The sequence below is a fragment of the Blautia massiliensis (ex Liu et al. 2021) genome (genome assembly GCF_052064225.1).
GTDB classification, from domain to species: Bacteria; Bacillota; Clostridia; order Lachnospirales; family Lachnospiraceae; genus Blautia_A; species Blautia_A fusiformis.
This window is the reverse complement of the sequence record NZ_JBQHWA010000057.1, coordinates 1-11,181: the sequence shown is the minus strand read 5'-3', so window position 1 is coordinate 11,181 and position 11,181 is coordinate 1. Positions and strand designations below refer to the sequence as shown.

At 41.5% G+C, this 11,181-nt stretch carries 15 protein-coding genes; 3 read left to right on the top strand and 12 right to left on the bottom strand.

The genetic code is table 11. The annotated features are described in order from the left end of the window. Positions 1 to 43: 43 nt before the first annotated feature. The 4 genes from ACTNDQ_RS14955 to ACTNDQ_RS14940 form a co-directional block, all read right to left on the bottom strand. Positions 44 to 340, bottom strand: coding sequence for an integrase DNA-binding domain-containing protein (locus ACTNDQ_RS14955; protein WP_441064954.1), 297 nt, complete (start codon positions 338 to 340; stop codon positions 44 to 46). A gap of 383 nt (positions 341 to 723) precedes the next feature. Beyond that, a complete protein-coding gene (locus ACTNDQ_RS14950) occupies positions 724 to 1,023 on the bottom strand; it encodes a hypothetical protein (RefSeq protein WP_288787730.1) in 300 nt (99 codons plus the stop codon). Then, positions 1,020 to 1,310, bottom strand: a complete 291-nt coding sequence (locus ACTNDQ_RS14945; protein WP_288787732.1) for a hypothetical protein — start codon at positions 1,308 to 1,310, stop codon at positions 1,020 to 1,022. Before ACTNDQ_RS14945 ends, ACTNDQ_RS14950 begins: the two co-directional genes overlap by 4 nt. Before the next feature lie 230 nt (positions 1,311 to 1,540). Next, positions 1,541 to 1,864 (bottom strand): hypothetical protein, encoded by a 324-nt coding sequence (locus ACTNDQ_RS14940; RefSeq protein WP_441064953.1) that lies wholly within the window; start codon positions 1,862 to 1,864, stop codon positions 1,541 to 1,543. A 275-nt stretch (positions 1,865 to 2,139) separates the two neighbouring features. Here ACTNDQ_RS14940 and ACTNDQ_RS14935 point away from each other — a divergent pair, with 275 nt between their 5' ends. From ACTNDQ_RS14935 to ACTNDQ_RS14925, 3 genes are all read left to right on the top strand, one after another. Beyond that, on the top strand, positions 2,140 to 2,373 hold the full coding sequence (locus ACTNDQ_RS14935) for a helix-turn-helix domain-containing protein (RefSeq protein WP_118048734.1): 234 nt from the start codon (positions 2,140 to 2,142) through the stop codon (positions 2,371 to 2,373). 35 nt (positions 2,374 to 2,408) lie between these two features. Continuing rightward, entirely contained in the window at positions 2,409 to 2,951 is a 543-nt protein-coding gene (locus ACTNDQ_RS14930; protein WP_278796125.1) for a Uma2 family endonuclease, read from the top strand. A 524-nt stretch (positions 2,952 to 3,475) separates the two neighbouring features. Then, positions 3,476 to 4,648, top strand: coding sequence for a ribose-phosphate pyrophosphokinase (locus ACTNDQ_RS14925; protein WP_015525311.1), 1,173 nt, complete (start codon positions 3,476 to 3,478; stop codon positions 4,646 to 4,648). Here the strand turns inward: ACTNDQ_RS14925 and pgeF are convergent. The 8 genes from pgeF to ACTNDQ_RS14885 form a co-directional block, all read right to left on the bottom strand. Continuing rightward, positions 4,635 to 5,480: a peptidoglycan editing factor PgeF gene (gene pgeF / locus ACTNDQ_RS14920; RefSeq protein WP_441064952.1), complete on the bottom strand. Its 846-nt coding sequence runs from the start codon at positions 5,478 to 5,480 to the stop codon at positions 4,635 to 4,637. The two genes, ACTNDQ_RS14925 and pgeF, sit on opposite strands and share 14 nt — an antisense overlap. 18 nt (positions 5,481 to 5,498) lie before the next feature. Beyond that, positions 5,499 to 5,858 (bottom strand): YraN family protein, encoded by a 360-nt coding sequence (locus tag ACTNDQ_RS14915; RefSeq protein ID WP_044960433.1) that lies wholly within the window; start codon positions 5,856 to 5,858, stop codon positions 5,499 to 5,501. Positions 5,859 to 5,903: 45 nt separating this feature from the next. Next, positions 5,904 to 6,659, bottom strand: coding sequence for a ribonuclease HII (locus ACTNDQ_RS14910; RefSeq protein ID WP_015525313.1), 756 nt, complete (start codon positions 6,657 to 6,659; stop codon positions 5,904 to 5,906). Continuing rightward, positions 6,659 to 7,516, bottom strand: a complete 858-nt coding sequence (ylqF, locus tag ACTNDQ_RS14905; RefSeq protein ID WP_015525314.1) for a ribosome biogenesis GTPase YlqF — start codon at positions 7,514 to 7,516, stop codon at positions 6,659 to 6,661. The genes ACTNDQ_RS14910 and ylqF overlap by 1 nt, the downstream gene beginning before the upstream one ends. 42 nt (positions 7,517 to 7,558) lie before the next feature. Further along, positions 7,559 to 8,167 carry a signal peptidase I gene (gene lepB / locus ACTNDQ_RS14900; RefSeq protein ID WP_110103289.1) on the bottom strand — a complete coding sequence of 203 codons (609 nt, stop codon included), beginning with the start codon at positions 8,165 to 8,167 and terminating at the stop codon, positions 7,559 to 7,561. A 96-nt stretch (positions 8,168 to 8,263) separates the two neighbouring features. Further along, positions 8,264 to 8,611, bottom strand: coding sequence for a 50S ribosomal protein L19 (gene rplS / locus ACTNDQ_RS14895; protein ID WP_015525316.1), 348 nt, complete (start codon positions 8,609 to 8,611; stop codon positions 8,264 to 8,266). A 138-nt stretch (positions 8,612 to 8,749) separates the two neighbouring features. Next, positions 8,750 to 9,625: a methionyl aminopeptidase gene (locus ACTNDQ_RS14890; protein ID WP_015525317.1), complete on the bottom strand. Its 876-nt coding sequence runs from the start codon at positions 9,623 to 9,625 to the stop codon at positions 8,750 to 8,752. A 323-nt stretch (positions 9,626 to 9,948) separates the two neighbouring features. After that, the gene (locus ACTNDQ_RS14885; protein ID WP_441064951.1) at positions 9,949 to 10,647 is read right to left on the bottom strand and encodes an energy-coupled thiamine transporter ThiT; all 699 of its coding nucleotides are present in this window, start codon (positions 10,645 to 10,647) and stop codon (positions 9,949 to 9,951) included. Positions 10,648 to 11,181: the final 534 nt, after the last annotated feature.

Below are 11,181 nucleotides of genomic sequence, written 5' to 3'. Positions count from 1 at the left end.
TTGTATCATAGGAGGCTTTATTATACATTCTACAACGTCACTACTACACTATTCGCCCCAGCATAGCTGGGGGATTAGCTCTTTCATTTATAGTTACATTTCCCTGCCAGGCTTTTAAATCATCCAGCAGATCCTTCTGAATACTTTTTTTCATTTCCCTCAAACTTAATCCGGGCCTTTTCCCTTCCGGCATCGGGTCTTCCGGTCGAAGTCTCCATGAATATATATCATGCGCCTGCTGCATATCATCATAATATCTGTAACGGTATTTACCACTTTTATCCTGACTTTCACCTTTTTCCAAGACAATTCCTCTGCTATCTCTTCTCACTGCTGTCATAGGACACCTCTCCTTTCTATCAGCAATAGGGCAGCAGTCCGCCGCCCTTGGTTGCCTTATTTAATTCCCAGAAAGCTACAAACAAATCTGAAAATTGTATATGTTTGGTCATGATCCGCTTTCTCTAACAGCTCTATGATTTTCTTTTTATAGTCCATATTAATATCCTCTATTTTTTATTACTCTGGCAATGAATCTATAGAAGAACTCAAACAAGCTATCGTCATTTACCTTCTGTAGTATCTCAATAGTTTCTTTCTTGTAATCCATATTAGTACCCCCACTGTCTCTTAAATGAGACAATTACGTTATATAAAAATTTCAGAAATTTCTCGCTCTGGATTTCATTCAGAAAATTTGCAATTTCTTTTTTATAATCCATGTTATGCCTCCGCCACTTTTGCATTGTCCTTTATTCGCTTTACCATCAGATAATTTGCAAGGTTATGTACCCTCTTGAGATCTTCCAGATCATTCATCATTAAAACATCTGTAATCAGCCAGAAACGTTCCTGGTCTACTTCTGGTAGCTTCATAAGTGCTTCATTACCAGAACAAGCCACTTGAAAGAGTTTTGCCAGCTCATAGGTGTGCTGTAACGATCTTCTTTTTTTGTTAGCTTCGACAACTTCCATAATTGCTTTTCTGCAAGGAACCTGAGTTAATGTGCATTTCTTCATCATTCTTCCCCCTCGCTTAATTTTTTCATGTATGCATAAGCACACCTCAGTAATCTTTCATTTTTTAATTTCAGCGTACACTCAATAATTCTCTGGCGATACATATATCTATCTGCCAGTCCTGTACATATATCAAGATTTTCCTGCAAATCGTCACGTTCCTTCTTAAGATCCGCAATAATCTCTGTTGCCATGACCACCCCTGCGCCGTCTGCCTCCTGTGTCGGAATACCTGTAGCCTGCATCATTTCTGTTTCTTCTAATGTTCTTAATGTTTTTTCTTTATTCATGCTTCATTCTCCTCTCGTTCTAATTCGTGTACATAATCACATACTTTAGCAGATATAAATCCACTCAAAAAAATTACAAGAACGTCCATTACTGATATCATACTTTCGTTCCTTTCTTTTGTTGTCTGAGGGGAATGAGTATGTTATAATACGCACAGCCCCTCAATTTTGATCGTTTGTCGGGTTACTTTGCCTTTATCAGAGTTGCCGCTCTGGTAAGGGCTTTTTTATTAAATTGCTTCTACCTGAGACTTTCCAAAGAAACTGGCTTTGTATGTTGCCCCGTCTCCTCTGCTTCCCCAGATCAGAGAACATCCGAATAATGCTGATGCTCCATGCTTTACCTTATAACCAAGCTCTTTCCACTTAGCAAAGGTATTGGTTTCCTCTGTGATTCCTGCTGCATGTTTCGCATCTTCGATTCTCTTTGCATTGATTTCTTCTGCCTTCGCAGATAACCATGCTCTGTGAAGTGCTTCTGAAAAGCTGATATTCTTTGTCTTGCGGTAAACTTTCCATGCTTTCAACATGATCTTGCTGAGATTGTACTTCATATTGCTGTCCTCCTTTGCTTTTCAAGGCCCCTCAGCCCTTCAAGCATCTTCCTGACTATTGATATGCCCTATTGCGATTCTCACAGGTATATGGCTTGAAGTATTGGGGGCTTTCGGCTCTCCCGGCTGTTATCTGTTCCCTTGAACTGATTATAGCATAACCCATTTCGGGTTACTTGTCAACCATTTTGTAATATATTTTGTATTATTTTTCATCTTTTTTGATTGACTTATAACCTTATCTTTATTATACTTTGTTTATAAGGAGGTGCATCATGGCTATACAATACAAAGATAATGAACAAATCGTTATTGAGATAAAAAAACTTATGCTTGAAAAACAAATATCACAAAGAGAAATTGCCGAACAATTAAACATCAAACCACAAGGGCTCACCAAACTCCTCAACAAAAAAAACTTTGGTTTTGAAGATGCACAAAAAGTTCTTTCAGCAATGGGGTATGATTTAATTATTGATTTCCAACAGGCAACAACATCTCAAACATAATATTTTAACAGGTTTTCAAGAAAGGACGTGTTACTATGCCATTACCACAACATGAAGAATATACCATCGAGGATATTTACAATTTACCGGAAGGCACCCGAGCAGAACTGATTGACGGTCAGATCTACTACATGGCACCGCCTACCAGAAAGCATCAGGACATCGTTGGAACACTCTATCGGAAGATTGCTGACTATATTGACGCTAAAGGTGGCTCCTGCAAGACCTATGTTTCCCCGTTTGCCGTATTCCTGAATGAGAATGATAAAAACTATGTAGAACCAGATATCTCTGTAATCTGCAATCCTAACAAACTCAACGATAAAGGTTGTACCGGTGCTCCTGACTGGATTGTAGAAATTGTTTCGCCAGGCAGCAGGAAAATGGACTATTTTACAAAATTGTTCAAGTACCGTACCGCCGGTGTACGTGAATACTGGATTGTGGACCCATTCAAAAACTTGATTCTGGTTTACAATTTTGATACCAGTGATTCCGAACAGTACACCTTTTCCGACACAATCAAAGTTGGAATTTACGATGATTTGTATATTGATTTCAGCAAGATGAATTTATAATTTGGGAAATTAAAAGAAAAGTAAGAATAAGAAATAGCCGCCCTGCTCTCTGGTAAAGAATAGGCGGCTAAATCTTAGCTAAACATGTCAGATTGCCATGATTCTTATGATGCTTCGCTTTTTAGAATTCAAGGTGACTTTGGTAAACTAATTGATGATTTAATACAAAAATGTTATTATGAAAACAATCCTTATGATGAATAATAAAAAAGCACCCAATACCTCTCCTGATGACCCTTAAGTAGATCCGGTCATTTACCCTGTCTACTTAAGAGGCATCATGTCATAGGCATTAAGTGCTTTTATATCTTAAATCTTCTATTCAATTTTCCCTCACCGGGGTAAAAAACGGGGTAAATCCAAAATATCAACTCTGCAAGTCCCCGTAAACACTATAATTATAGAAAATTGTATTAATTTTGCTCTTAAAAATCAACACTTTGAGAAAACACCTTGACTGACACGTGGGTCGGATGTTATAAATAGACTGAGATTTTTAATGACATACACTTAGGAGGAATATTATGCCAAACATAGAATTGCTGGAAAAGTCTATGCCTGTTGCCCCGATCCGAATCGCCGCACTTGCCGGATGCCGCGAACTGGCCGAGGAGGTTGACAAAAAGCTGGTTAAATTCCGTAAAGAACTTGTAGCCGCCAAGAAATCCACCATCATCCCACAGGGATATGCAGAAAAATCTTTCCTTGTAGATTGCGAATGCCCACGTTTCGGAACCGGTGAGGGTAAGGGTTACATCAAGGAATCTGTCCGCGGAACAGACCTTTATATCATGGTAGATGTGACCAATTACAGCCTTACTTACAGCGTATGCGGTCATGAGAACCACATGTCTCCGGATGACCATTACCAGGATCTGAAGAGAATCATCTCCGCAGCCACCGGTAAAGCACACCGTATCAACGTTATCATGCCATTCCTTTACGAGGGACGTCAGCACAGACGCACCAAGAGAGAATCTCTTGACTGTGCACTTGCACTTCGCGAGTTAAGTGCCATGGGTGTTTCCAACATCATTACTTTTGATGCTCATGACCCACGTGTACAGAACTCTATTCCGCTGAAGGGCTTTGATAACTTTTTCCCCACATACCAGTTCCTGAAAGCACTGGTCAAAAATGTCCCTGATTTCAAGCTTGACAATGATCATCTCATGATCATCAGCCCGGATGAAGGTGCCATGTCCCGTGCTGTATACTTCTCCAATATCCTTGGAGTCGATATGGGTATGTTCTACAAACGCCGTGATTACTCCACCGTTGTCAACGGAAAGAACCCGATCGTTGCTCACGAATTCCTCGGAGATTCCGTAGAGGGCAAAGATGTTGTCATCATCGACGATATGATCTCTTCCGGAGAAAGCATGCTGGATGTTGCCCGTCAGCTCAAAGAGCGTAAAGCCGGACGTGTATTCGTCTGCACAACCTACGGTCTGTTTACAGATGGCGTAGCCAAATTTGATGAATATTACGAAAAAGGCTGGCTGGACAGAGTCATCACAACCAACCTTAACTATCGTATTCCTGAGCTTCTTGACCGTCCATACTATATCGAAGCAAATATGAGCAAATATCTTGCAAGTATCATCGATATCATCAATCATGATGTATCTGTCGAGAAGGTTCGTTCCAGCAACGAAAAGATCATGGATCTCATGAAAAAAGTCAACGAACAGTAATAAATGCTCCCAGGTTTCCACGTTTCCCGTGAGAAGCCCTGTGTGAGTAAAGAAAGAGCGGATTACAGCAGGTGCAGATGCCCGGCATTGAGATCCGCTCTTCTTTTATGCCTGCATCCAGAAAGATCCTTCGGTTCGCCTCCCACAGATTCAGCTGGTATTTCCCATCTGGTTTTCTGTAAAAAAGCACATCCCAGTATTTCTCTTCAAACGCCTCTCTAAACTGATCGATCACATCTTCACTGACTTCATAGCAATCCTGACAGATAGAAGGACCAATGGCTACATAAAGCTCTGAAGGATCTGTCTGAAATTCCTCAGTCATCTTCTCCACCGTCACTTTTCCGATCTTTCCTACAGTACCTCTCCAGCCGGAATGAGATAATCCCACAGCTCTATGTACCGGATCTATAAAGAAAAGTGGTACACAATCCGCATAAAACGTTGCCAGCACCAGTCCCGGCACATTGGTGATCATTCCATCCACATCTGTATAAGGTCTTGGTTTTGTGATCCCATTTCCTCTGTCTTCTTCCGTGACCACACGTACATTGGTGGTGTGTGTCTGATCAGAGGTTACGATATCTTCCATGGAAAATCCCATAGCAGCAGAAAGTCTGCGGTAATTTTCCCGCACCGCAGACTCTTCATCCCCTCTCGTGAAGCTTAAGTTCATAGATTCATAAATCCCCTGGCTTACTCCTCCCAGGCGGGTACTGAAGCCATGTACGATCCCGGAAAATTTCTCAAAATCAGGATATGTAAGCCAGGTAACATTGTTCTTCTGATTTACATTCATTAGCTGTTTATCTTTATACCATTTTATTTTCATCTTATGTGACCAGTCCTTTCAACTGCAAAAATCAAAAGCATTTTTTATCCAGTGGATGTTCTCTCCATCAATTCCTACTACGTCAAAACGGCAGGGAGGCAGCTCCCGGTATCCATGTGCAATCAGATAAAACATTGCCACTTTGCTGATGATCCTCTGTTTTTCTCTCCCTACCGCTGAAAAAGGACTTCCACTCTTTCCGTTCTTTCTGTATTTCACTTCAATAAACACCAGATATCTTCCATCCTGCGCAACAAGATCGATCTCACCACTTCGGCAGCGAAAATTTCTTTCCTTGATCTGCAGCCCCTTTTCTTGCAGGAACGCTGCAGCAATTCCTTCATAATAGCTGCCCTTCTGTCTTCTATTTTCCTTCAGATAAACAAAACCTTTCTGTTTTTGATGTCGGTATCTTAAGTATTTTTATACAAAATGTGTGATAAACGTTTTTCTGTGTATCGGACTTGGTCCATATTTCTTCAGTGCTTCAATATGCGCTGCAGAACCATATCCTTTATTGGAGGCAAATCCGTATTCCGGAAGAACCTTATCATATTCTTCCATCATCCGGTCTCTGGTCACTTTGGCAACAATACTTGCTGCCGCAATGGATACACTTTTTGCATCACCTTTGATGATGGGTACCTGCGGAATCTGGATTTCCGGTATGGTAACCGCATCGTTCAAAAGCAGCTGCGGCTGTACAGAAAGCCTGCTCACTGCCTGACGCATTGCCTCATAGGTTGCCTGCAGGATATTGATCTCATCAATCCTCTCCGGACTTGCCATTCCAATTCCAACAGAAACTGCTCCCTCCAGGATTACATCGTACAATTCTTCTCTCTTCTTAGCTGTAAGCTTTTTAGAATCATTCAGCCATAAAATATCGCAGTCTTTCGGAAGAATCACCGCACAGGCGACTACCGGTCCGGCAAGAGGGCCTCTTCCCACCTCATCGATCCCGCAAAGATATCCAAGATGCTCATATTCATGTTCATATTTCTTCATACTCTCTGTACGTACACGCTCATCCTCCAGAGCCTGAAGCTTTTTGTGATACTGCTGGATCAGTTTCTGTACACCGCTTCTCTCATCATTTTCATAATGACGAAAAAGGGCGTTATATTCGCCCTCCTTCGCTGACGCAAAACGCGCCTTGATATCTTTCATTGTTTCCATTACGCTTCCTCCGGTCCTTTGGGAAACTCCAGAGTCACTTTTCCCAGTTTTCCGGAACGAAATTCTTCCAGCAAAAGGCGGGATGCTTTCTCATAATCAAGCTCTTCGCCCTTTTTCAGACATCCTCTTGCTTTCGCAACTGCAGTAAGGATATCCAGCGGTTTCAGCTCTTCTTCTACATTGTATCTCTCTCTGATCGCTGCCGGATAAAACTCCTGCAGATATCCGATCAGACCCAGGGCAAGTTCTTCGATGTTCAGAATATCGTCCTTGATCGAACCGATATAGGCAAGACGCATTCCAACTTCCTGATCTTCAAATTTCGGCCAGAGAATTCCAGGGGTATCCAGAAGCTCCACACTTTTATTCAGACGTATCCACTGTTTTCCTTTTGTAACTCCTGGTTTATTACCGGTCTTGGCACAGGCTTTTCCTGCAAAGGTATTGATAAATGTTGATTTTCCAACATTAGGGATTCCTGCAACCATCGCACGTACCGGACGGTTTTTGATTCCTCGTCTCCGGTCTCTCTCTGTCTTTTCCTTACATGCCTCTGTGATCGCCGCAGAAACGGCCTTCATAGATCCCTTATTGCGGGAATCAATACTTACCGCATAGATTCCTTTTTCTTTGAAATATTCCATCCAGGCACGGTTCTGTCTCTCATCGGCAAGATCTGCTTTGTTGAGAAGGATCATACGCGCCTTGTTTTTTCCCAGCTCATCAATATCCGGATTTCGGCTGGAAAGAGGAACTCTTGCATCTACAAGCTCAATGATCAGATCGATCAGCTTGATATCTTCCTGCATCTGACGCTTCGCCTTCGTCATATGGCCTGGATACCACTGTACGTTCATAATTCACCTCATTTATCTATACTTTAATCTGTTTACTTTGATCTATTTTATAAAACCTATTTTATTTTTCGGAGAAACTGTAAACCAAACTTTCCCGACAATGTACTTCTTACTGATATTTCCGATATCGCTGAAGCGGCTGTCCTCACTGTTATTGCGATTATCACCAAGGACAAAATATTCCCCGCTTTCCAGAGTTATAGCACTATTTGCAAGTCCTCCATCTGTCATATCCTGATAAGCTCCGTTTTCTTCATAAACCTTGCCGTTGATATAGATCTTCCCGTCTTTAACCTGAACAGTCTCCCCGGGAAGTCCGATCACACGTCGGATATGCAGGGCTGCCGAGTCACTGGCGCTTGTTTTAAAAACGATCACATCTCCACGTTTTGGTGAACTGATCTTATATAAAGCCCTGTTTACAAAAAACTTTTCACTTACAGAATACGTGGGTTCCATGGCACTTTCCTGCAATGTCACAGTCTGAAATGCAGAGATCGCAACCAGCACAGCAAAAACCAGGGTCACAATAATTTCAAACACCCATTTCACGATTCCTCTTGTCCTGTCATCACGAAGCTTCTCCCTTGCTTCGGAAACAGCTCTGTTTTCCTTCAGATTTTCGATATTAATCTTCTTATTTAATCCCATATTCTATCCCCTGTATGTGTCTTTACACGCATACGCACTGATGTAAAAAGAGGGACAATAGCAAATGTTATTGTCCCTGCCTCTTTACTTATGAAATTATTTTACAAGCTCTTTAACCTTAGCTGCTTTACCTACACGATCTCTCAGGTAGTTCAGTTTCGCACGGCGTACTTTACCATGACGGATAACCTCAACCTTAACTACATGTGGGGAATGAAGCGGCCATGTTTTCTCAACACCAACACCGTTGGAGCTCTTTCTTACTGTGAAAGTCTCTCTTGTGCTTCCACCCTGTCTCTTAAGTACTGTACCCTCGAAGATCTGAACACGCTCACGTGTTCCCTCTTTGATCAGTGCGTGTACTCTTACTGTGTCTCCTACGCGGAACTGCGGTACTTCAGCTTTCAGCTGAGCGGACTCAATGTTCTTAATAATTTCGTTCATTTCTTTCTCTCCTTAATTATACTGGATGTTCTTAATACACATATGGTAACAGAGGACCATCTTTTTTCACAACATATGTGATTATACACTAGATAACTTCTCATTGCAAGGACTTTTTTTCCGGATTTTCGATGGCTTTTACCAGCAAAGGACCTCATGTCCTGTTTCTGTGACAAGGACCATGATCTCCCACTGTGCCGATGGCAGACCATCCTCTGTCCTCACTGTCCAGTCATCGATCTCATCTGTATAGATTTCATCAGATCCCATATTGACCATTGGTTCAATAGTAAAGATCATTCCGGGTACCATGAGTACACCTGTATCTTCCTTAGATGTGTAGCTTACCCATGGATCTTCATGAAACTCAAGACCTACACCATGTCCGCCAATTTCTCTCACAACTGTATAGCCGTTTTCCACTGCATGTTTGTGTACAGCACTTCCCATATTTCCGATCGGTGTCCATGGTTTTACCTGTTCAAGGCCAAGCTCTATGCATTCTTTTGTCACACGGACAAGCTTCTCCTTCTCCGGACTTACCTGTCCAATACAGAACATACGGGAGGAATCAGAAAAATATCCCTGATAAATGGTGGATACATCTACATTGACAATATCACCTTCTTTTAAGACAATTTCTTCATCCGGGATTCCGTGGCACACTACCTCGTTGATAGATGTACATACGCTTTTTGGAAAACCTTCATAATTAAGTGGTGCCGGAATTCCGCCATGGCGTACTGTTTCTTCATGTACCCAGTCATCAATCTGCTGTGTCGTCACGCCTGGTCCGATATGCTCTGCAACATAATCAAGAACTGCAACATTGATCTTGCAGCTCTCTTTGATCTTCTCGATCTGTGCAGGTGTCTTGATCAGATCATGGTCAAGAACTGCATACCCCTTCTTTTTCATGAGTTCCATTTTTTCATCAAATGCTTCATGACATTTTTTATATTTTTTTCCGCTTCCACACCAGCAGGGATCATTTCGTTCGATTTTTTTAGACATCTTTTTCTTCTCCTTTTCGCAACTGTATGGCTGCTTTTTCTTTTGTATTTTATATGTTCAGATATGTTATATCTGTCTGTAATATTTTAACCGAATCAAAGAAGTCTCCTATGTGGTTGCAAGAAGCAATAAACTGTGGGTGGGGACTTGCATTCATCCGTTTGAATGGGAAATTATTCCGCCTGATTATCATAGCACAACTTTCTTTGGGTGAAAAGTATTCTTTGTGTTTTTGGTTTGTTTTATATAACTTTTTGTGATTTTCAATAAAAAAAGATCGTAATAGCTTGAACGATCTCTTTTTATTTATGTGTCTGTATTAATTATTTTTCGGTGGCTGCAGATTGTCGGTTTCCACCAGTTGCCATTATTCGCATTCGCCCAAGTGCACTGGATACTGCCGGAATAGAAATTACTACGATCGTCAGTACACCTTCCAGAAGAATATAACTGTAATTGTAAACGATCGGATACAAAGCTGTCAAAGACTTCGGAAAATTATCCGGCATGTAATCCATCCAGTAAAGATATCCGCCAAGTGCATGGAATGCTCCTCTTGCCAAAATTGCTATTATGTATGCTTTAAGAAGACCATGTTTTCTGGATTTTGTAAATAATCCGGAAAGCCCCATGGCTCCAAATGCCAGAATGTAATCACAGCATACCTGAAAAAATGAAAGGACATATGGCTCCTGGAGAAACTGAAAAATCCCATATACAAGGCCGGTAAGAATTCCTACCTTAATGCCATACCAGTAACCGATCAGAACAATAAACAGCATACTGAACAAGGTCACAGATCCGCCAAATGGCAGTTTAAATATCTTAATGTAAGAAGTTACATATGCAAGTGCCAATGCTACTGCACAGGTAACCAGCTGGTGTGTGGTAAATTTTAATGCAGATGTGTTTTTCTGAAGTAATACTGCTACCAGAATTATCAAAATCAGGACTGCAATAACAGATACGACATATCCTGCCGTTGTGAGACCGCCTTCGGCAGTCACAAGAAAATTAAACATACTCTTTTCTTTCCTCCTTACGATGAAATTACCCAAATCAAGTTCAAAGGTCGAAGACTACACCTCCTCACAGCCTGGTCTGTTTCCTTTGGTCTTACCTATTGTAGCATATGGAAAAGGAGATGTAAATGGCGGGAGATGTATGATCATATATAACAAAAGCAGGAGAAAAATCCATGTACCGATTTTCTCCTGCTTTCCTCTTTCCCTTTGTACCTTAAAAACTACATACATGCTTTGTTGATGGTTAATCATTTTGTTGAATCAATTCTAACCTGCGTACCGATCAGCCTTTTTTCACGGGCTCGCAGCTAAAGCTGCATCGCCTGTTCTTTTGGCTACTCCAGCGGGGTCATCTCACGACTCCGTCGTTCGATGTCATTTGCTTCGCAAATGTTCAGTCTGTACCATAAATGGTTCTCCACAAGCAAGCTTGTTCCGCTCCATTTCTGTTACATCCTGCCCGCTTCCTCGGCTTTTTGGTCAAGCCCTCACCCGATTAGTAACAGTCAGCTCCATGTGTTGCCACACTTC

Coding starts and splice junctions, on each gene's coding strand:
- ACTNDQ_RS14955 (WP_441064954.1), bottom strand. CDS start 340: ATGACAGCAGTGAGAAGAGATAGCAGAGGAATTGTCTTGGAAAAAGGT.
- ACTNDQ_RS14925 (WP_015525311.1), top strand. CDS start 3,476: ATGCCAAACATAGAATTGCTGGAAAAGTCTATGCCTGTTGCCCCGATC.
- ACTNDQ_RS14885 (WP_441064951.1), bottom strand. CDS start 10,647: ATGTTTAATTTTCTTGTGACTGCCGAAGGCGGTCTCACAACGGCAGGA.
- ACTNDQ_RS14930 (WP_278796125.1), top strand. CDS start 2,409: ATGCCATTACCACAACATGAAGAATATACCATCGAGGATATTTACAAT.
- ACTNDQ_RS14940 (WP_441064953.1), bottom strand. CDS start 1,864: ATGAAGTACAATCTCAGCAAGATCATGTTGAAAGCATGGAAAGTTTAC.
- ylqF (WP_015525314.1), bottom strand. CDS start 7,516: ATGAACGTACAGTGGTATCCAGGCCATATGACGAAGGCGAAGCGTCAG.
- ACTNDQ_RS14935 (WP_118048734.1), top strand. CDS start 2,140: ATGGCTATACAATACAAAGATAATGAACAAATCGTTATTGAGATAAAA.
- ACTNDQ_RS14945 (WP_288787732.1), bottom strand. CDS start 1,310: ATGAATAAAGAAAAAACATTAAGAACATTAGAAGAAACAGAAATGATG.
- rplS (WP_015525316.1), bottom strand. CDS start 8,611: ATGAACGAAATTATTAAGAACATTGAGTCCGCTCAGCTGAAAGCTGAA.
- lepB (WP_110103289.1), bottom strand. CDS start 8,167: ATGGGATTAAATAAGAAGATTAATATCGAAAATCTGAAGGAAAACAGA.
- ACTNDQ_RS14910 (WP_015525313.1), bottom strand. CDS start 6,659: ATGGAAACAATGAAAGATATCAAGGCGCGTTTTGCGTCAGCGAAGGAG.
- ACTNDQ_RS14950 (WP_288787730.1), bottom strand. CDS start 1,023: ATGATGAAGAAATGCACATTAACTCAGGTTCCTTGCAGAAAAGCAATT.
- ACTNDQ_RS14890 (WP_015525317.1), bottom strand. CDS start 9,625: ATGTCTAAAAAAATCGAACGAAATGATCCCTGCTGGTGTGGAAGCGGA.
- pgeF (WP_441064952.1), bottom strand. CDS start 5,480: ATGAAAATAAAATGGTATAAAGATAAACAGCTAATGAATGTAAATCAG.